The sequence below is a fragment of the Buttiauxella sp. WJP83 genome (genome assembly GCF_027594725.1).
GTDB lineage: Bacteria > Pseudomonadota > Gammaproteobacteria > Enterobacterales > Enterobacteriaceae > Buttiauxella > Buttiauxella selenatireducens.
This window is the reverse complement of the sequence record NZ_CP110080.1, coordinates 1,410,614-1,428,451: the sequence shown is the minus strand read 5'-3', so window position 1 is coordinate 1,428,451 and position 17,838 is coordinate 1,410,614. Positions and strand designations below refer to the sequence as shown.

The 17,838-nt window shown below is 50.0% G+C and carries 17 protein-coding genes, 5 tRNA genes and 1 other RNA gene; 10 read left to right on the top strand and 13 right to left on the bottom strand.

Annotated elements, in window-relative coordinates; all coding sequences use genetic code 11:
- Positions 1-163 precede the first annotated feature (163 nt).
- The gene (locus OH773_RS06665) at positions 164-1,444 is read left to right on the top strand and encodes a DUF445 domain-containing protein (protein WP_270144145.1); all 1,281 of its coding nucleotides are present in this window, start codon (positions 164-166) and stop codon (positions 1,442-1,444) included.
- Positions 1,445-1,493: 49 nt separating this feature from the next.
- Here the strand turns inward: OH773_RS06665 and OH773_RS06660 are convergent, their stop codons facing one another.
- Positions 1,494-1,643, bottom strand: a complete 150-nt coding sequence (locus OH773_RS06660) for an AcrZ family multidrug efflux pump-associated protein (RefSeq protein ID WP_270144143.1) — start codon at positions 1,641-1,643, stop codon at positions 1,494-1,496.
- A gap of 128 nt (positions 1,644-1,771) precedes the next feature.
- Here OH773_RS06660 and modE point away from each other — a divergent pair, with 128 nt between their 5' ends.
- From modE to gpmA, 7 genes are all read left to right on the top strand, one after another.
- The gene (gene modE, locus OH773_RS06655; RefSeq protein WP_270144141.1) at positions 1,772-2,563 is read left to right on the top strand and encodes a molybdenum-dependent transcriptional regulator; all 792 of its coding nucleotides are present in this window, start codon (positions 1,772-1,774) and stop codon (positions 2,561-2,563) included.
- A 76-nt stretch (positions 2,564-2,639) separates the two neighbouring features.
- On the top strand, positions 2,640-4,115 hold the full coding sequence (gene modF / locus OH773_RS06650) for a molybdate ABC transporter ATP-binding protein ModF (protein WP_270144139.1): 1,476 nt from the start codon (positions 2,640-2,642) through the stop codon (positions 4,113-4,115).
- Between the two features lie 169 nt (positions 4,116-4,284).
- Positions 4,285-5,301, top strand: a complete 1,017-nt coding sequence (gene galE, locus OH773_RS06645) for a UDP-glucose 4-epimerase GalE (RefSeq protein ID WP_270144137.1) — start codon at positions 4,285-4,287, stop codon at positions 5,299-5,301.
- A gap of 9 nt (positions 5,302-5,310) precedes the next feature.
- On the top strand, positions 5,311-6,357 hold the full coding sequence (gene galT, locus OH773_RS06640) for a galactose-1-phosphate uridylyltransferase (RefSeq protein ID WP_270144135.1): 1,047 nt from the start codon (positions 5,311-5,313) through the stop codon (positions 6,355-6,357).
- Between the two features lie 3 nt (positions 6,358-6,360).
- The gene (gene galK / locus OH773_RS06635; RefSeq protein WP_270144133.1) at positions 6,361-7,509 is read left to right on the top strand and encodes a galactokinase; all 1,149 of its coding nucleotides are present in this window, start codon (positions 6,361-6,363) and stop codon (positions 7,507-7,509) included.
- Entirely contained in the window at positions 7,503-8,543 is a 1,041-nt protein-coding gene (galM, locus tag OH773_RS06630; protein ID WP_270144131.1) for a galactose-1-epimerase, read from the top strand. The genes galK and galM overlap by 7 nt, the downstream gene beginning before the upstream one ends.
- Positions 8,544-8,752: 209 nt before the next feature.
- Complete coding sequence (gene gpmA / locus OH773_RS06625) at positions 8,753-9,505, top strand: 2,3-diphosphoglycerate-dependent phosphoglycerate mutase (RefSeq protein ID WP_183269976.1); 753 nt, start codon at positions 8,753-8,755, stop codon at positions 9,503-9,505.
- Between the two features lie 63 nt (positions 9,506-9,568).
- On the opposite strand, the gene aroG is transcribed toward gpmA, so the two are convergent.
- Positions 9,569-10,621: a 3-deoxy-7-phosphoheptulonate synthase AroG gene (aroG, locus tag OH773_RS06620; RefSeq protein ID WP_270144129.1), complete on the bottom strand. Its 1,053-nt coding sequence runs from the start codon at positions 10,619-10,621 to the stop codon at positions 9,569-9,571.
- Positions 10,622-10,941: 320 nt separating this feature from the next.
- On the opposite strand from aroG, the gene OH773_RS06615 reads away from it, so the two are divergent.
- Positions 10,942-11,319: a YbgS-like family protein gene (locus OH773_RS06615; protein WP_270145710.1), complete on the top strand. Its 378-nt coding sequence runs from the start codon at positions 10,942-10,944 to the stop codon at positions 11,317-11,319.
- A 123-nt stretch (positions 11,320-11,442) separates the two neighbouring features.
- The gene (gene zitB / locus OH773_RS06610) at positions 11,443-12,375 is read left to right on the top strand and encodes a CDF family zinc transporter ZitB (RefSeq protein ID WP_270144127.1); all 933 of its coding nucleotides are present in this window, start codon (positions 11,443-11,445) and stop codon (positions 12,373-12,375) included.
- Here zitB and pnuC read toward each other — a convergent pair whose 3' ends face one another.
- The 11 genes from pnuC to tolB form a co-directional block, all read right to left on the bottom strand.
- Positions 12,376-13,092 carry a nicotinamide riboside transporter PnuC gene (pnuC, locus tag OH773_RS06605; protein ID WP_270144125.1) on the bottom strand — a complete coding sequence of 239 codons (717 nt, stop codon included), beginning with the start codon at positions 13,090-13,092 and terminating at the stop codon, positions 12,376-12,378.
- Between the two features lie 43 nt (positions 13,093-13,135).
- Positions 13,136-14,197, bottom strand: a complete 1,062-nt coding sequence (nadA, locus tag OH773_RS06600) for a quinolinate synthase NadA (protein WP_270144123.1) — start codon at positions 14,195-14,197, stop codon at positions 13,136-13,138.
- Positions 14,198-14,382: 185 nt separating this feature from the next.
- Positions 14,383-14,508: non-coding RNA, RtT sRNA (locus tag OH773_RS06595), on the bottom strand.
- 15 nt (positions 14,509-14,523) lie between these two features.
- A tRNA-Lys gene (locus OH773_RS06590) sits at positions 14,524-14,599 on the bottom strand.
- A 3-nt stretch (positions 14,600-14,602) separates the two neighbouring features.
- A tRNA-Val gene (locus OH773_RS06585) sits at positions 14,603-14,678 on the bottom strand.
- A 24-nt stretch (positions 14,679-14,702) separates the two neighbouring features.
- Positions 14,703-14,778: transfer RNA gene (locus OH773_RS06580), tRNA-Lys, on the bottom strand.
- A gap of 44 nt (positions 14,779-14,822) precedes the next feature.
- A tRNA-Lys gene (locus tag OH773_RS06575) sits at positions 14,823-14,898 on the bottom strand.
- A 24-nt stretch (positions 14,899-14,922) separates the two neighbouring features.
- Positions 14,923-14,998, bottom strand: a tRNA-Lys gene (locus OH773_RS06570).
- Between the two features lie 164 nt (positions 14,999-15,162).
- Entirely contained in the window at positions 15,163-15,960 is a 798-nt protein-coding gene (cpoB, locus tag OH773_RS06565; RefSeq protein WP_270144121.1) for a cell division protein CpoB, read from the bottom strand.
- Between the two features lie 9 nt (positions 15,961-15,969).
- Positions 15,970-16,491 carry a peptidoglycan-associated lipoprotein Pal gene (pal, locus tag OH773_RS06560; protein ID WP_064544887.1) on the bottom strand — a complete coding sequence of 174 codons (522 nt, stop codon included), beginning with the start codon at positions 16,489-16,491 and terminating at the stop codon, positions 15,970-15,972.
- Between the two features lie 26 nt (positions 16,492-16,517).
- Positions 16,518-17,810 carry a Tol-Pal system beta propeller repeat protein TolB gene (gene tolB / locus OH773_RS06555; RefSeq protein ID WP_064544885.1) on the bottom strand — a complete coding sequence of 431 codons (1,293 nt, stop codon included), beginning with the start codon at positions 17,808-17,810 and terminating at the stop codon, positions 16,518-16,520.
- Positions 17,811-17,838 lie beyond the last annotated feature (28 nt).

Sequence of the window (17,838 nt, the reverse complement as noted above, 5' to 3'; positions counted from 1 at the left end):
TCGTTAAATAGACGCCCCAATCAAGCCGCTTGCAGGAAGATTCTTATAACAATCTGAAGTGGCGGAAAATTTAGTTAGCAGAACCAGACATGTTGATGAGCGGGGTTAATCACCAGTCAAATTTGTCCTACCGATTCAGCCTTCACCGTTCTATGCTTATCTGATGGAGAAAATAGCTGAACTAAAACGAACCAAGCGCCTTGCGCTTTCCTTACTGTTGATTGCTGCTGTAACGTTTGTGACCACCCTCTTTTTGCCACCCAACTTCTGGGTTAGCGGCTTAAAAGCGATTGCTGAAGCCGCAATGGTGGGGGCTCTTGCTGACTGGTTCGCGGTTGCGGCACTCTTCCATCGAGTCCCTATCCCCTTTATTTCTCGCCATACGGCGATTATTCCGCGTAATAAAGACAGAATCGGCGAAAATCTTGGCATCTTTGTGCAAGAGAAGTTTCTCGATACTCAATCCCTGATTGCCCTGATTCGTCGCCACGAGCCGGCACACATGATTGGCCAATGGTTCAGCAAACCCGACAATGCTCAGCGGGTTGGTCAGCATCTACTGCAGGTGATGAGCGCTTTTTTGGATATGACCGACGATGCTCGGATCCAGCGCTTGATCCGCCAGGCCGTGCATAAGGCCATTGATAAAGTCGATTTGACGCATTCAAGCGCCCTACTGCTGGAAAGTTTGACGAAAAATAACCGCCATCAGGAACTGCTCGATTCAGTTATCGCCCAAATGATCACGCTAATTAAACGTGAAAACACGCGTGCTTTTATTGCCCGCCAGATTGTGCGTTGGCTGGAAACAGAGCATCCGCGCAAAGCCAAAATGCTGCCAACAGAGTGGCTGGGGGAACACAGTGCGGAATGGGTTTCCAGTGCGGTAAATTCATTTTTAGATGACGTCAGCCACGACCAGGGGCATCAGATCCGGCAGGCGTTTGATCGGGCGACGTTAAAGCTCATCGAGAATCTTAAACACTCACCGCAAATGGCTGAAAAAGCTGACAGCATTAAAAATTATTTAAAAGAAGATGAGGCATTCAATCGCTATCTGGGTGAACTGTGGGGGGATTTACGGCAATGGCTGAAAGCAGACGTTAACTCTGATGACTCACGCTTGAAACAGCGTATTGCAGAAGCAGGACTTTGGTTGGGGGAAACGTTGGTTGCTGACAGCGCGCTGCGCGCTTCACTGAATGAGCATCTGGAGCAAGCCGTGCAAAAAATGGCACCCGAGTTCGCCACATTCCTCACTCACCACATTAGCGATACGGTCAAAAGTTGGGATGCACAGGATATGTCGCGGCAAATTGAACTGAATATTGGTAAAGATTTACAGTTTATCCGCATTAACGGCACGCTGGTTGGGGGTTCCATCGGGCTGGTGTTGTACCTGCTATCACAGATACCTGCGGTTTTGCCGCTGCTGAATTTTTGAATCGGGGAAAATAAAAAAAGCAACGCCCGCATAAGCGGGCGTCAGGAAATCAATGGTGTTGATTCGGTTGGTCGTTATGACCGACTTTTGAGAAGACGTTAAAGACTTCACCCAATCCATAGATAAGACCGAGGATCACCGCCATTACGATTGGCACCATGACCACGGCAAACACCAAGCTTTTCAATAACTCTAACATGGATGCCTCCAACAAAAGTGAGAACGAGTATTCTAACGACCTGACAGAAAAACGCACTCTCCTTTTGTGCGATTTGCCCAACCCCTCGCAATAGGGGAAAATGACGTTTTTACTATTGCGGAGAGGTTATGCAAGCTGAAATTTTACTGACGCTGAAACTCCAGCAGCGGCTGTTCGCCGATCCACGTCGTATCGCGCTACTTAAACAAATACAACATACCGGCTCAATTAGCCAGGGCGCAAAACTCGCAGGTATTAGCTACAAAAGTGCCTGGGATGCCATCAATGAGATGAATCAGTTAAGCGACGAGACCCTGGTTGAGCGGGCGACGGGCGGCAAAGGCGGCGGCGGTGCGGTGATTACGCGCTATGGCGAACGCCTGATTCAGCTGTATGAATTGCTCGCGCAAATCCAACAAAAAGCTTTCGATGTGCTGCGTGATGATGCACTGCCACTTGATAGCCTGCTTGCCGCTATTTCCCGTTTTTCACTGCAAACCAGCGCCCGTAACCAGCTTTTCGGCACCGTTCTGCATCGCGATAGCGAACAAGTACAACAGCACGTTGATATTCTACTGGCTGATGGCACCACACGTCTGCGTGCAGCGGTTACACGCCAAAGTGCCGAACGTCTGGGGCTAAGCGAAGGCAAAGAAGTGCTGGTGTTAATTAAAGCGCCATGGGTAGAAATCACCACTGACGCCCAACGCGCCAGCGGCGCAGACAACCAGCTCACCGGCACTATCACCCATATTCAACAAGATGCCGAACAAAGTGAAGTTCTGGTGCAACTGCCCGACGGACAAACGCTGTGTGCAACGGTTCCTAATCACGTGGTAGAAATCGAGAAACTGGTAGAAGGTGCTGAAGCCATAGCATTTTTTAATGCCGATCGCGTGATTATCGCCACTCTGTGCTAAATCCGCCCGGTGAATTGACAACGATATGTGCAATCCGTAAATCTGGAACTTATCACTGCAAAACATGGGATAAAACATGTCTGTGTTGCACATCTCGCAAGGTATATTTCACCTAAGCGACATCCGAACTCTAAACCTCAATGATTTAACCATTAACGCCGGTGAAAGCTGGGCGTTTGTGGGTGCGAACGGCAGCGGAAAATCCGCGCTTGCCCGCGCTCTCGCAGGATCTCTACCTCAGCAAAAAGGCGAACGCCAATGCACGTTTACACGCGTTGCCCACCTTTCCTTTGAGCAACTGCAAAAGTTAGTCAGCGATGAATGGCAGCGTAATAACACCGATTTATTGAGCCCTGACGAAGACGATACTGGCCGCACGACAGCGGAAATCATTCAAGAAGAAGTCAAAGATGCAGCCCGCTGTCAGCAATTAGCTGAGCTTTTTGGTATCACCCCCTTATTAACTCGTCGTTTTAAATACCTTTCAACGGGTGAAACTCGTAAAGCCCTGCTCTGCCAGGCTTTGATGCCACAGCCTGATTTGCTCATTCTTGATGAACCGTTTGATGGGTTGGATGTGAAATCTCGTGAGCAACTCGCCAGGTTATTGGGTGAACTGAGCACGCAGGGTTACACCGTGATAGTGGTGCTTAACCGTTTCGATGAAATTCCGGACTTTGTACAACATGCTGGCGTGCTGGCCGATTGCGCGCTGATTGAAGTTGGCGAGAAACAAACATTGCTCGAGCAGGCGCTGATTGCACAACTGGCCCACAGCGAAAAACTGGCGGGCGTGGCGCTACCTGAAGCCGACGACCCAAGTGCGCGCTATACACTTCCAGAAAACCAGCCGCGTATCATTCTGCGCGATGGTGTCGTGGAATATAACGACCGCCCTATTCTGCATAAGCTCTCCTGGACGGTAAATTCCGGCGAACACTGGCAAATAGTGGGTCCAAACGGCGCGGGTAAATCGACATTACTCAGTCTGGTTACTGGCGATCATCCGCAAGGTTATAGCAACGATCTGACTCTATTTGGCCGTCGTCGTGGCAGCGGCGAAACCATTTGGGATATCAAAAAGCATATCGGTTACGTAAGCAGCAATTTGCATCTGGATTACCGCGTTAGCACCACGGTACGAAACGTGGTTCTTTCCGGCTATTTTGACTCGATTGGGATTTATCAGGCCGTATCTGACCGCCAGCAAAAACTGGCTCGCCAATGGCTAAACATGCTCGGTATGGACAACACCATCGCCGATGCGCCGTTCCACAGCCTTTCATGGGGCCAACAACGTCTCGCGCTTATTGCACGTGCATTGGTTAAACACCCAACCCTGCTGATTCTGGATGAACCGCTGCAAGGTCTGGATCCGCTGAATCGCCAGCTAGTACGCCGCTTCATTGATATTTTGATTGGTGAAGGAGAAACCCAGTTACTGTTTGTCTCTCATCATGCTGAAGATGCACCGGAATGCATTACGAAGCGATTAAGTTTTGTGGCTGATGGCGATATCTATCGTTACGAATTTGAGGATTTGGCACTTTAAGATAAGCCGCACCCCCGCTACATAGCGGGGTGTTTTATAATCCAGCTCACCTAAGAAAAGCCCGAGAAACAATCAGTGTAAGCGATTCCACTAATTTAGCGCATGTCACACTTTTGACATCTCTGTTATGCTATGTTTATTACATACCATACGCGTAATGGAGCGAAAAATGAGAGTATTGGTAACAGGTGGTAGCGGTTACATTGGCAGTCATACCTGCGTGCAACTGCTACAAAATGGCCACGATGTCGTCATTCTGGATAATTTGTGCAACAGCAAGCGTAGCGTTCTGCCAGTGATTGAACGTCTGGGTGGTAAACATCCTCTGTTCATCGATGGCGATATTCGCGATGAAGCGCTGCTGGCTGACGTTTTCCACGATCACCAGATTGATGCCGTTATTCATTTTGCCGGGTTGAAAGCCGTTGGCGAATCGGTTAGCAAACCGCTGGAATACTACGACAACAACGTAACCGGCACATTGCGTCTGATTTCTGCCATGCGCGCAGCCAATGTCACTAACTTCATCTTCAGCTCTTCCGCCACGGTTTATGGCGATCAACCACAAATCCCTTACGTTGAAAGCTTCCCAACGGGCACACCTGCAAGCCCTTATGGCCGCAGTAAGTTAATGGTTGAACAGATTCTGGCTGACCTGCAAAAAGCCCAGCCGAACTGGAGCGTGGCCCTGCTGCGTTACTTCAACCCGGTGGGTGCGCATCCATCAGGAGATATGGGGGAAGATCCTCAAGGCATTCCAAACAACCTGATGCCTTACATCGCACAGGTTGCCGTTGGGCGTCGTGATTCACTGGCCGTCTTTGGAAACGATTACCCAACCGAAGACGGTACCGGTGTGCGCGATTATATTCACGTAATGGATCTCGCCGATGGCCACGTTGCAGCAATGCAAACGCTGCAAGGCAAACCGGGCGTGCATATTTACAACCTCGGCGCCGGTATCGGCAGCAGCGTGCTGGACGTGATCAACGCCTTCAGCACCGCTTGCGGTAAACCGGTGAATTATCACTTCGCACCGCGTCGTGATGGTGATCTCCCCGCTTATTGGGCTGATGCCACCAAAGCCGACCAAGAACTTAACTGGCGTGTCAGCCGGACTCTGCAAGAAATGGCAGATGATACCTGGCGCTGGCAGTCTCGCCATCCTCAAGGTTATCCAGACTAAGGAAATGTGATGGAGCAGTTTAACCCGGTGGATCATCCACATCGCCGCTATAACCCACTGACCGGACAATGGATTCTGGTGTCCCCGCATCGCGCTAAGCGCCCATGGCAAGGGGCGCAGGAAACGCCGTCAAATGAAACACTGCCGGCCCACGATCCGGATTGTTTCTTGTGTCCTGGCAATACGCGTGTCACTGGCGATAAAAATCCGCAATATACCGGCACATTTGTTTTTACTAATGATTTTGCTGCGTTGATGACGGACACCCCTGATGCGCCAGAAAGCAGCGATCCATTGATGCGTTGTGAAAGCGCACGCGGCACCAGCCGGGTTATCTGCTTCTCACCAGATCACAGTAAAACATTGCCACAGCTTTCAGTGTCTGCGCTGGAAGAAGTGGTAAAAACCTGGCAAGAACAGACCGCGGATTTAGGGAAAACCTATCCGTGGGTACAGGTTTTTGAGAATAAGGGTGCAGCGATGGGCTGCTCCAACCCGCACCCGCACGGTCAGGTTTGGGCAAACAGCTTCCTGCCAAATGAAGTGGCGCGTGAAGATGTGTTACAACGCGAATACTTTGCCAAAAATGGCTCGCCAATGCTGGTCGATTACGCGCAGCGCGAGTTGAAAGACGGTAGCCGTACGGTGGTCGAAACGGAACACTGGATTGCCGTGGTGCCTTATTGGGCCGCCTGGCCGTTCGAAACCTTGTTGCTGCCAAAAACGCATATCCTGCGCATCACCGACTTAAGTGCCGAACAAAGCAGTGATTTAGCGCTCGCGCTGAAAAAACTGACCAGCCGTTACGACAACCTTTTCCAGTGCTCATTCCCGTATTCCATGGGCTGGCACGGCGCTCCGTTTAACGGCGAGGAAAATGGCCACTGGCAGTTGCATGCTCACTTCTATCCACCGCTGCTGCGTAGCGCAACAGTGCGTAAATTTATGGTCGGCTACGAAATGCTGGCTGAAACCCAACGTGATTTAACCGCAGAGCAAGCCGCAGAACGCTTGCGTGCCGTTTCCGATATCCACTTTCGCCAATCCGGAGAATAAAAAATGAGTCTGAAAGATAATACCCAACACATCTTCGCCGAAAAATTTGGTTATCCGGCGACCCATACGATTCAGGCTCCGGGCCGCGTTAACCTGATTGGCGAACACACCGATTATAACGACGGTTTTGTGCTGCCTTGTGCGATCGACTACCAAACTGTGATCAGTTGTGCGAAACGTGATGACCGCATGGTGAGCGTGATCGCCGCCGATTACGACAACCAAACCGATGAGTTTTCTCTCGATAAACCGATTCTGAGCCATGACACGCAACAGTGGTCCAACTATGTTCGCGGTGTGGTTAAACATCTACAAAAGCGTGATAAAAACTTTGGCGGCGCTGATTTGGTGATCAGCGGTAACGTGCCACAAGGCGCAGGACTTAGCTCATCGGCTTCACTTGAAGTGGCTGTGGGTACGGTGTTCCAGAAGCTTTATCACCTGTCACTTGATGGTTCACAAATTGCCCTGAATGGCCAGGAAGCAGAAAACCAGTTTGTTGGTTGTAACTGTGGGATCATGGATCAGCTGATCTCCGCGTTAGGTAAAAAAGATCACGCGCTGCTGATCGATTGCCGCACGCTTGGCACCAAAGCGGTTTCAATGCCAAAAGGCGTGGCCGTTGTCATCATCAACAGTAACTTCAAACGCACGCTGGTGGGCAGCGAATACAACACCCGCCGCCAGCAATGCGAAACCGGCGCGCGCTTCTTTACTCAGAAAGCGTTGCGTGATGTGGAACTGTCCAAATTCAACGCTGTGGCTCACGAACTGGATCCGATTGTCGCTAAACGTGTGCGCCACGTACTGACCGAAAATATCCGCACCGTTGAAGCCGCTGATGCACTGGCAAAAGGTGACCTTCACCGTATGGGCGAGCTAATGGCTGAATCTCACGCTTCTATGCGCGACGATTTCGAAATTACCGTACCGCAGATCGACACATTAGTTGAAATCGTCAAAGCCACTATCGGCGATAAAGGCGGTGTGCGTATGACCGGTGGCGGTTTCGGTGGTTGTATTGTTGCGCTTATCCCGGAAGATTTGGTTCCAGCGGTGCAGCAAGCCGTCGCAAAACAGTACGAAGCGAAAACGGGCATCAAAGAAACCTTCTATGTCTGCAAAGCTTCGGAGGGCGCGGGTCAATGCTAAAAGAAACGCCACAGCTCGCTCCTGACGGGCAGCCATTCCGCATTTCCACCCTGCGCAATAGTGCAGGATTAGTGGTCTCGGTCATGGACTGGGGCGCGACTTTGCTGTCGTGTCGTGTGCCGATGAAAGACGGTTCCGTGCGCGAAACGTTGCTCGGCTGTGAAACACCGGAAGATTATTTGAATCAGTCGGCTTATCTGGGAGCAACGGTTGGGCGCTATGCCAACAGGATTGCAAACAGCACGTTTAGCCTTGATGGCGTAACCGTTAGCGTGACGGCTAACCAAGGCGCACATCAGCTACATGGCGGGCCTGACGGCTTCGACAAACGTCGCTGGCGTATTGTGCGCCAGAACGAACACGAAGTGCTGTACACCCTGGATTCCCAGGATGGCGACCAGGGTTATCCCGGCGAGTTGCGTGCAACGGCACGCTATGCGCTCACCGAAGATAACTGCATCACTGTTGAGTTTCGCGCTAAAACAAGCAAAGCATGCCCGGTTAATCTGACCAACCACGCCTACTTCAACCTTGATGGTCAGCAAAACGATATTCGTCAGCATCGCCTGCAACTTCTGGCTGATAGCTATTTACCCGTGGACGGCAACGGCATTCCACAGGCTGGGCTTAAAGATGTGGAAGGCACCAGTTTTGATTTCCGCACGGTGAAAACCATCGCTGATGACTTCCTGAGTGATAACGATCAGGTGCTGGTGAAAGGTTACGATCATGCGTTCTTGTTGCAGGCACAGGGCGATGCCAGCCAACCGGCAGCACACCTCTGGTCGAGCGATAATAAACTGCAAATGACGGTCTACACGACTGCACCTGCATTACAGTTTTACAGCGGTAATTATCTGGATGGGACGCCTGCTCGGGAGCAAGGGACTTACCGCGCATATCAAGGCCTGGCGCTGGAAAGCGAATTCCTGCCTGACAGCCCAAATCATCCGGAATGGCCACAACCCGATTGTTGGTTACAGCCTAATGAAGAATATCTGAGTATTACGGAATACGAATTCATTCCGCTATAAGTTCCCCACCCTCCCCCTGGGAGGGTGATTCTTCTTCGAATCGCTGGATTTCCCGCCATTTAGCGACAAAAATATAACAACCATTCACATCCACCTTACACTCCACACTCTTTTTCGCTATGTTAAACGATTAGCATTGCCGCTCGCCCCTTTGCGGCAATATAATGATAATCGTTATCATTAATCGCAGGCTTATTAAGGAGTAAACTATGGCTGTTACTAAGCTGGTTCTGGTTCGTCACGGTGAAAGCCAGTGGAACAACGAAAACCGTTTCACCGGTTGGTATGACGTTGATCTATCTGAGAAAGGTGAATCTGAAGCGAAAGCGGCAGGTAAATTACTGAAAGACGAAGGCTACTCCTTCGACTTTGCTTACACTTCTGTGCTGAAACGTGCCATCCATACACTGTGGAACATCCTCGATGAACTGGACCAGGCCTGGCTGCCGGTTGAAAAATCCTGGAAGCTCAATGAGCGTCACTACGGTGCATTGCAGGGTCTGAACAAAGCAGAAACCGCAGAAAAATACGGTGATGAGCAAGTTAAACAATGGCGTCGTGGCTTTGCGATCACGCCTCCAGAGCTGACTCGTGATGACGAACGTTTCCCAGGCCATGACCCACGTTATGCAAGCCTGACTGATAAAGAGTTGCCAGTAACTGAAAGCCTGGCACTGACTATCGATCGCGTTATCCCTTACTGGAACGAATCCATTCTGCCACGCATGAAAAGCGGCGAGCGCGTCATTGTTGCGGCTCACGGTAACTCCCTGCGTGCGCTGGTGAAATTCCTTGATAACCTGAGCGAAGAAGAAATTCTTGAGCTGAATATCCCAACTGGCGTGCCATTGGTGTATGAGTTCGACGAGAACTTCAAACCGCTGAAGCGCTACTATCTGGGTAATGCTGATGAAATTGCAGCAAAAGCCGCTGCGGTAGCAAACCAGGGTAAAGCGAAGTAATTCGTTAGATGTGAAAAAGGCGTGGTAAAAACCACGCCTTTTTTATTGGTGCTGTGCAAGAAGTTACCCGCGACGGGCTTTAACGGCATCCGCTAGCTGGCGCAACACAGTTTCAGTGTCTTCCCAACCGATACATGCATCGGTAACACTCTTGCCGTAAACCAACGGCTCGCCGCTTTCCAGGCTCTGATTGCCTTCAACCAGGTGACTTTCAATCATCACGCCGGTAATGGCTTTATCACCACCAGCGATTTGCTGACAAACATCGGTGCTGACTTCCAGCTGTTTCTTAAACTGCTTGCTGCTGTTGGCATGACTGAAATCAATCATGACCTGGGCTGGCAGCCCCGCTTTTTGCAGATCGGTTTTAACCTGAGCAACGTGTGCTGCACTGTAGTTTGGCTCTTTACCGCCACGCAGAATGATATGGCAGTCGCCATTACCACTGGTGTTAACGATGGCAGAGTGGCCCCATTTCGTCACAGACAGGAAGCAGTGTGGCGCACCCGCAGCATTGATTGCGTCAATCGCCACTTTCATTGTGCCATCTGTGCCATTTTTGAAACCAACCGGACATGACAAACCTGATGCCAGTTCACGGTGAACCTGAGATTCTGTAGTACGTGCACCAATGGCACCCCAGCTCATCAAGTCCGCCAGATACTGCGGGGTAATCATATCTAAGAACTCGCCCGCAGCCGGAAGGCCAGAGTCGTTGATATCTAACAACAACTTACGTGCAATGCGCAGGCCATCGTTGATTTGGAAGCTGTTATCCATTTGAGGATCGTTAATAAGGCCTTTCCAGCCCACTGTCGTGCGTGGTTTTTCGAAGTAAACACGCATAACAATTTCCAGCTCGTCTTGCAATTCTTCACGCAGTGTCAGCAAGCGTGCACCATACTCTTTCGCCGCTTTAACGTCGTGAATTGAGCAAGGGCCGATGACAACCAGCAGACGATCATCATTTCCTTTCAGAATTTTATGAATCGCTTTGCGCGCGCCAGCTACCGTTGCGGCTGCATTTTCAGTGGCAGGGAATTTTTCGAGCAGCGCTACTGGAGGCAGAAGTTCGTTGATTTCTTTGATGCGTAAGTCGTCGTTCTGATAATTCATGATATTTCCGGGAATGGCCTTTAGATTTAGCTTAGTTGCAATCCCTTCAATCTATCGCTTCAAGCCTGAAGTGTAAACGGGCTTTTACACTTCAGGCGGAATATTCCTGGAAATGACCTAAAAGCGGTCAATAAATGGTAAAAACTCGGTTTCCCACTACAATTTTTAATTGTAAACACTAGAAAGTCGCAATTTAGCAAAATTGTATTCTGATTAGGTACTCAATGCCGGCAAGTATCGCCGATAGAAATAATTTAATCAGAATAAAACCCATGCACTGTTGGAAGAAGTTATCCAGCAATAACGACCATAACAGGAGCATCATAATGAACAAATTAACGACTTTATTCCTGACAGCAACACTCACCCTTGCCAGCGGTGCAGCTTTGGCTGCCGAGACAAGCGGCATGAATAACGGCCAGGCGAATGCAAGCGCTGAAGCAGGCCAGGTCGCTCCTGATGCGAATCAGAACATCGCGCCCAAAGGTGTTGATAACAGCAATATCAACGACGGCGGTACTATGCTCCATCCAAATGGCTCAACCAGCAATAGCGGTATGACCCACGATGGCATGACCAAAGATGAAATTCACAAAAATTCGATGTGTAAAGACGGTAAGTGTCCGGACACCAACCAAAAAGTTGAAACCGGTAGCGGAGATGACGTGAATACCAAAGTGGATGGAACGTCACAGTAAAATCATCCCGGTAAAAAACCAGGGGGAGCTTAGGCTCTCCTTTTTTATGAGTTTTATTCAATAAGTTAAACAGCTTTAGTGGTTATAATTAGCACATTGTTGCTTATCAAAAACAGAGAAACCATGGCGCATTCACATCAACATTCCTCAGAGAATTCCAACTCCAAACGCCTGTTCTGGGCGTTTATTGTCACGGCGCTATTTATGGTGGCTGAAGTCGTCGGAGGGGTAATTTCAGGGTCGCTTGCCTTACTTGCTGATGCCGGACATATGTTGACTGACGCAGCAGCGTTGCTGGTCGCGCTGATGGCAGTACAGTTTGCTCGTCGACCACCTAATGCCCGCCATACTTTCGGCTGGCTCCGGTTGACCACACTTGCAGCCTTCGTGAATGCCATTGCTCTGGTAGTGATTACGGTTTTGATTGTCTGGGAAGCGATCGTACGTTTTTATCACCCGCAGCCTATCGCTGGTTGGACGATGCTGATCATTGCGTTTGCAGGGTTACTGGCAAATCTGTTTTCGTTCTGGATATTGCATCGCGGAAATGAAGAAAAAAATATCAACGTGCGTGCTGCAGCTCTGCATGTGCTGGGTGATTTGTTAGGTTCAGTTGGCGCCATCGCCGCGGCGCTCATTATTTTGTGGACAGGCTGGACACCTATTGACCCTATACTTTCAATTCTGGTTTCATGCCTGGTGTTACGCAGCGCGTGGAATTTACTCAAAGAGAGCGTGAATGAACTTCTCGAAGGCGCGCCTAATGCCATTGATATTGCCGTTTTGCAACGCAGGCTGATTAGAACGATTCCTGAAGTCCGCAACGTTCACCACGTGCATATCTGGCTGGTGGGCGAGAAACCGCTAATGACACTGCATGTTCAGGTCGTGCCACCGCACGATCACGACGCTCTGCTAGAACGCATCCACCATTTTCTAAAAGATGAATATCAGATTGAACACGCCACAGTGCAAATGGAATATCAGCTTTGCCACGGCCAGGATTGTGATTTAAATGAGCATGACCACCACGATCATGCTCATCATCATCACTGATTAAGACAAGGCGCGTGAGCCACGCTCACGCGCACTGTTGATCCACATGCGACTACCGTTGAGCGCAATAAACGTGAGAATCAAATATTCGAGTGACATTGCGTAGACACCCTGTAAGGCAAAAATCACCACGCTGATAACGTTAACGATAACCCACAGCAACCAGTTTTCGACGTATTTGCGAGTCATCAATATCATCGCCACAATCGACAACACCATCATACAGGAGTCCCAGAACGGGAACGCATCGGGCTGAAGCTCCGGCATCGTCACATTTAGGCCCAGTGTCTGCATCACGGAAACAGCTGCCCGGGTCAGAAATGCAAAGACGGGATCGATAAATACGGTCATCAACCCAATCGCACCCACACAGATTGCAATCCAGGCAAATGCTTTGGGCAAAGGTAACCAACGAATATGGAGTGCGGCCTGATTGTCGCTCGTCTGCCTTGACCATGCATACCAACCGTAAATATTGGCCACAAAGAAAAACAGCTGGAGCAATAGGCTCGCGTAAAGCTGGATTTGGAAGAAAATAATCGCAAAAAACGTAACGTTGATTAAACCAAATGCGTAATTACTGATTTTTTCTAAACTCGCCAACCAGATACACAGTAAACCCGCCAGGGTACCAATCGCTTCAATCCACGATAAATCATATCCACCCGTCCCGATGGGTATGTGTACCAAAATGTTCTGTGTGCTTAAATAATCCATATTCGCTCCTGAACGTATACCCAACATAACGGGAATAAAATACTTACACGTTACCCTTAATATTGCGTCGCAACTCGGCTGCAAAATCGAGCATTCGATTTAAAGGCACCAGAGCGCCTTCACGCAGCGCAGCATCAACATGAATCTCATGCTCCCCCCCGCCCTGCTCCAGTCCCTCAGCGATAGCTTTAAGGCCGTTCATCGCCATCCACGGACAATGAGCACAGGTGCGGCAAGTGGCACCTTCGCCCGCCGTCGGTGCTTCAAACAATTCTTTATCCGGACACGCCTGCTGCATCTTGTAGAAAATGCCGCGATCGGTCGCCACAATCAGTTGTTTATTCGGCAGCGTTTGCGCCGCTGCAATCAGCTGACTGGTTGAACCGACAGCATCTGCCAAATCTACTACGGCTTGCGGCGATTCCGGGTGTACCAGAACTGCGGCATCCGGATAGAGCGCTTTCATGCGCGTTAACGCCTGAGTTTTAAATTCGTCATGCACAATACATGCGCCCTGCCAGCACAATACATCTGCGCCTGTTTGCTTTTGTACATAACTGCCAAGGTGCTTATCAGGCGCCCAAATGATTTTCTCGCCAAGACTGTCGAGATGTTCAATTAATTCAACCGCAATACTGGAAGTCACAACCCAATCAGCGCGCGCTTTGACCGCTGCAGAAGTATTAGCATAGACGACCACCGTGCGGTCGGGGTGTTGATCGCAGAAGGCGTTAAATTCTTCAATTGGGCAACCGAGATCCAAAGAACATTCTGCGTGCAGGGTGGGCATCAGAATGGTTTTTTCCGGGCTCAGGATTTTCGCCGTTTCCCCCATGAAGCGAACCCCTGCCACCAACAGCGTGGTGGCAGGATGATTTGCCCCAAAGCGTGCCATCTCGAGGGAATCAGAGATACAGCCGCCCGTCTCTTCTGCCAGAGCCTGGATTTCTGGGTCGGTATAGTAGTGAGCCACCATCACAGCGTTCCGCTCTTTCAGCAGACGCTTGATTTTCTCGCGATAAAATTGCTTTTCGTCCGAGCTCAAAGGCTGTGGTTTAGGTGGGAATGGATAAATCGCTGTTTCTGGATCGAACATTACGCTCATAGTGCTTTCTCGTTTGACTGACTTAACCAAATTAGCACTTTTCTGATGAAGACCGACCAGAAACGGCTAAGGTTGTTTTGTATGCTAAACAAGATAGCGAATTATGACTGGATTGTCGTGAGGAATTTAACTTCAAGGCTGAATGACAGATAGCAAAAAGGCGCCTTTAGGGCGCCTTTCTACATTGGTGGGTCGTGCAGGATGACTCGGCCTTTGGCCTCACCCTTCGGGTCGTTGCTTTGCAACGCTGTGTCGCTTACGCTCCACTCGAACCTGCTGCAGGTTCAAACCCTTCACGATTAACTTACTGCATTCCACTTTTAAAGTGGTGGGTCGTGCAGGATTCGAACCTGCGACCAATTGATTAAAAGTCAACTGCTCTACCAACTGAGCTAACGACCCGAATGGTGGGTGATGACGGGCTCGAACCGCCGACCCCCTCCGTGTAAAGGAGGTGCTCTACCAACTGAGCTAATCACCCAAACTTCGGTACTACTTTAAAAATTGGTGGGTCGTGCAGGATTCGAACCTGCGACCAATTGATTAAAAGTCAACTGCTCTACCAACTGAGCTAACGACCCGCTGTGCGGTTTACTGCTTCTTCAAACGCTTACTGCATCTGAATTGGTGGGGCGTGCAGGATTCGAACCTGCGACCAATTGATTAAAAGTCAACTGCTCTACCAACTGAGCTAACGCCCCGCAATGCGGTTACTACTTCGAAATTGGTGGGTCGTGCAGGATTCGAACCTGCGACCAATTGATTAAAAGTCAACTGCTCTACCAACTGAGCTAACGACCCAATTTCGAGTCACTTCGGGTTTGTGTGATATCCCTTGGCAACGGCGGCATATATTACTGATTTAAGATTTTGACGCAACAAGAATTTCGATCAAGATCACCTAATGGCTCGTGTTTCGTCCGGCTTGACCAGAAAAGCAGCGATATCTGGTCAGACCGTACACACTACATCGCATTCAGACGTTTTTGTGCCTGCTTTGCGCCATCGGTATTTGGGAACTGTTTGATCACTTGTTGATAGACAGCTTTCGCTTTGGCGGTATCGCCTTTGTCTTGCATGATCACACCGACTTTAAACATTGCATCTGGAGCTTTAGGCGATTTCGGGTAATTTTTCACCACGGAGGCAAAATAAAACGCCGCATCATCCTTTTTACCTTTGTTGTAATTCAACTGACCGAGCCAGTAATTGGCATTTGGCTGATAGGTTGAATCCGGGTACTGCTTAATGAAACTTTGAAATGCTGCAATGGCTTCGTCCTGGCGGGACTTATCCTGCACCATGGCAATAGCCGCATTGTAGTCACTGTTAGCGTCACCACCCTGCGCAGGGGCTGCTGTTGCCGGTGCGCTAGCCGCAGCACCAGCATCCGGTGCAGCGGTAGTTGCTGCACCTTGATCAGCGGCACCCGCTGCTTGCCCTGCCGCAGCACCACTGCCGAGACTGTCAATCTGCAATAAAATTTGCTTCTGACGCTCAACAACTTGATTCAATTGGTATTGGCTTTCCTGAATTTGACCACGCAGGGAATCAATATCATTTTGGTTATCAGAGAGTTGCTGCTGGAGTTGGGTTAAAAGTTGACTGTGAGCGTTAGAAATACGCTCGAGTTGAGTGACACGGTCTTCGACCGAGCCTGAGCCGACACTACTGATTGGCGCCTGAGCAGTAGCGGCCCAAGGGGCCGCTATGCCAACCAGTAACGACAGACTCAACAAGTGATGTCTGAGGTTACTGTTCATGCTGTTCTCTTAGTAAACCAGTACGGCACGACGGTTTTTAGCGTAAGCCGCTTCGTCATGACCCAGTACAGCTGGTTTTTCTTTACCGTAAGAAACGATGGAGATCTGGTCTGCAGAAACGCCTTTACCTTGCAGGTACATCTTAACAGCGCTAGCACGACGCTCACCCAAGGAGATGTTGTATTCCGGGGTACCACGTTCGTCCGCATGACCTTCTACGGTCACTTTGTAAGATGGGTTGCTACGCAGGAAGTTTGCGTGTGCATCCAGCATTGCAGCAAATTCAGAGCTCACATCATATTTGTCCAGACCGAAGTATACGATGTTGTTCTGTTGCAGTTGTTGCATCTGCAGGCGAGCCTGTTCTTCAGATGACATGTTGCCATTGCTACCGTTAGCGTCCATACCAGTGCCGGCGCCCAGCATACCTTCGCCGCTCTCGTTGTTGGCGCTCTTGTTAGAACTACACGCAGCGATTGCCATTACAGGCAGTGCCAGCATCAGCCCTTTCAGCACTTTGTTCAGTTGCATTTCTTTGATCCTTTAATATTTTATTATCACAGATACGGCGACCAGGCAGGGAATTTGACCTGACCATCGGTTGCCGGAAGACGCGCTTTGAAACGCCCATCTGTTGAGACCAGATTCAGCACAGATCCCATCCCCTGAGAAGAGCTGTAGATTACCATCGTGCCGTTAGGTGCCAGACTTGGCGTTTCATCCAGGAACGTTGACGACAATGTTTGTACGCCACCCGCTACCAGATCCTGTTTGGCGATATGTTGTTGCCCACCATTGGAGCTCACCATCACCATAAACTTGCCGTCGGAACTCACATCGGAATCCTGGTTCTGAGAACCTTCCCAGGAAATACGTTGTGGAGCACCGCCATTAACATTCACTTTATAAATCTGTGGACGACCTGCCTGATCGGAGGTGTAAGCCAGGTTCTGGCTATCCGGGAACCAGGTTGGTTCGGTGTTGTTGCTACGGCCGTCAGTCACCTGACGAATTTGGCCTGAACCTATATCCATTACATACAGGTTCAAACTGCCGGTTTTAGACAATGCGAACGCCAGTTTGCTGCCGTCTGGAGAGAAGGCTGGCGCACCGTTATGACGTGGGAAAGAAGCTACCTGACGCACAGCGCCATTCGCCAGAGTCTGGATAACCAGCGCTGAGCGACCACTTTCAAATGTAACGTAAGCCAGTTTGCTACCATCTGGGGACCAAGCTGGTGACATCAACGGCTGCGGAGAACGGTGTACAACAAACTGGTTGTAGCCATCGTAATCAGAGACACGCAGTTCATACGGGAACTGGCCGCCGTTAGTCTGCACGACGTAAGCAATACGCGTACGGAATGCACCCTTGATACCCGACAGCTTCTCAAACACTTCATCGCTCGCGGTATGACCGGCATAACGAAGCCATTGTTTGTTCACTTTGTAGGAGTTCTGTGCCAGCACAGTACCTGGCGCTCCAGAGGTATCAACCAACTGGTACGCAACGGTATAGCTGCCATCACCGTTTGGTGTGACCTGACCGACGACAACGGCATCAATACCCAGAGCTGTCCACGCGGCCGGTTGCACTTCCTGAGCGGAGCCAGGTTGCTGCGGTAAACGTGAACGGTCCAATGGATTGAATTTACCACTGTTACGTAAGTCAGCAGCAACGATGCCGCCGATATCTTCTGGTGCTGCACCTGGACCTGCCCATTTGAATGGCGCCACACCAATTGGACGTGCTGAATCCACCCCTTGGGTGATTTCAATACGAACTTCTGCGTGCAGTACTGCTGCCCACAGCATTAAGAAACTTAAAGCTACTCGAAATGCCTGCTTCATCATATCTCCCTTATCTGGACCCAAAGCC

What these genes read in the sequence shown, in the direction of transcription:
- OH773_RS06665 (WP_270144145.1), top strand. Translation starts at nt 164, where the DNA reads ATGGAGAAAATAGCTGAACTAAAACGAACCAAGCGCCTTGCGCTTTCC.
- OH773_RS06660 (WP_270144143.1), bottom strand. Translation starts at nt 1,643, where the DNA reads ATGTTAGAGTTATTGAAAAGCTTGGTGTTTGCCGTGGTCATGGTGCCA.
- modE (WP_270144141.1), top strand. Translation starts at nt 1,772, where the DNA reads ATGCAAGCTGAAATTTTACTGACGCTGAAACTCCAGCAGCGGCTGTTC.
- modF (WP_270144139.1), top strand. Translation starts at nt 2,640, where the DNA reads ATGTCTGTGTTGCACATCTCGCAAGGTATATTTCACCTAAGCGACATC.
- galE (WP_270144137.1), top strand. Translation starts at nt 4,285, where the DNA reads ATGAGAGTATTGGTAACAGGTGGTAGCGGTTACATTGGCAGTCATACC.
- galT (WP_270144135.1), top strand. Translation starts at nt 5,311, where the DNA reads ATGGAGCAGTTTAACCCGGTGGATCATCCACATCGCCGCTATAACCCA.
- galK (WP_270144133.1), top strand. Translation starts at nt 6,361, where the DNA reads ATGAGTCTGAAAGATAATACCCAACACATCTTCGCCGAAAAATTTGGT.
- galM (WP_270144131.1), top strand. Translation starts at nt 7,503, where the DNA reads ATGCTAAAAGAAACGCCACAGCTCGCTCCTGACGGGCAGCCATTCCGC.
- gpmA (WP_183269976.1), top strand. Translation starts at nt 8,753, where the DNA reads ATGGCTGTTACTAAGCTGGTTCTGGTTCGTCACGGTGAAAGCCAGTGG.
- aroG (WP_270144129.1), bottom strand. Translation starts at nt 10,621, where the DNA reads ATGAATTATCAGAACGACGACTTACGCATCAAAGAAATCAACGAACTT.
- zitB (WP_270144127.1), top strand. Translation starts at nt 11,443, where the DNA reads ATGGCGCATTCACATCAACATTCCTCAGAGAATTCCAACTCCAAACGC.
- pnuC (WP_270144125.1), bottom strand. Translation starts at nt 13,092, where the DNA reads ATGGATTATTTAAGCACACAGAACATTTTGGTACACATACCCATCGGG.
- nadA (WP_270144123.1), bottom strand. Translation starts at nt 14,197, where the DNA reads ATGAGCGTAATGTTCGATCCAGAAACAGCGATTTATCCATTCCCACCT.
- cpoB (WP_270144121.1), bottom strand. Translation starts at nt 15,960, where the DNA reads ATGAACAGTAACCTCAGACATCACTTGTTGAGTCTGTCGTTACTGGTT.
- pal (WP_064544887.1), bottom strand. Translation starts at nt 16,491, where the DNA reads ATGCAACTGAACAAAGTGCTGAAAGGGCTGATGCTGGCACTGCCTGTA.
- tolB (WP_064544885.1), bottom strand. Translation starts at nt 17,810, where the DNA reads ATGAAGCAGGCATTTCGAGTAGCTTTAAGTTTCTTAATGCTGTGGGCA.